Below are 408 nucleotides of genomic sequence, written 5' to 3'. Positions count from 1 at the left end.
GATAAACTAATATGGTTAAAGTCCATTGTGAAAGACCTGAATAACAAATCAATCACTAGAGAAGCACAAGTGCGTAATCGCGAGGTTACGTTCGGAAGCAGTGTGGATCCAACCAACGAGCTGATGCTTTAAGTCTCGCCGAAGGGGAATGAGCGAAGCGATCGGGAGCAGCCGGACTTGCCTCTGGTTCCGAGGTCTGCCGACAAGACCGGGCGCGCAGCGAACCGGACCACCCACCCATAAACGCCGACCGGCGCGCGGGCAAGGGGAGCCAGGGCAATACAGACGGTTGCAGCCCGAGCTACTGGAGGCCATCTTCAGTAGCACGAACCTCGAAGCGGCGTATCGCCGTGTCAAAGCCAATGATGGTGCCGCCGGAGTGGATGGCGTGAGCTTAGCTGATTTTAC

The 408-nt window shown here is 56.1% G+C and carries 1 pseudogene; it reads left to right on the top strand.

Annotated features, from left to right (window positions below):
- Nucleotides 1-148: 148 nt before the first annotated feature.
- Nucleotides 149-408, top strand: a pseudogene (locus QEH52_RS20250) (hypothetical protein); the annotation flags it as partial.

It is taken from the genome of Thalassobacterium maritimum (assembly GCF_031127805.1).
GTDB lineage: Bacteria > Verrucomicrobiota > Verrucomicrobiia > Opitutales > Coraliomargaritaceae > Thalassobacterium > Thalassobacterium maritimum.
This window is presented reverse-complemented; position numbering and strand designations above follow the sequence as displayed.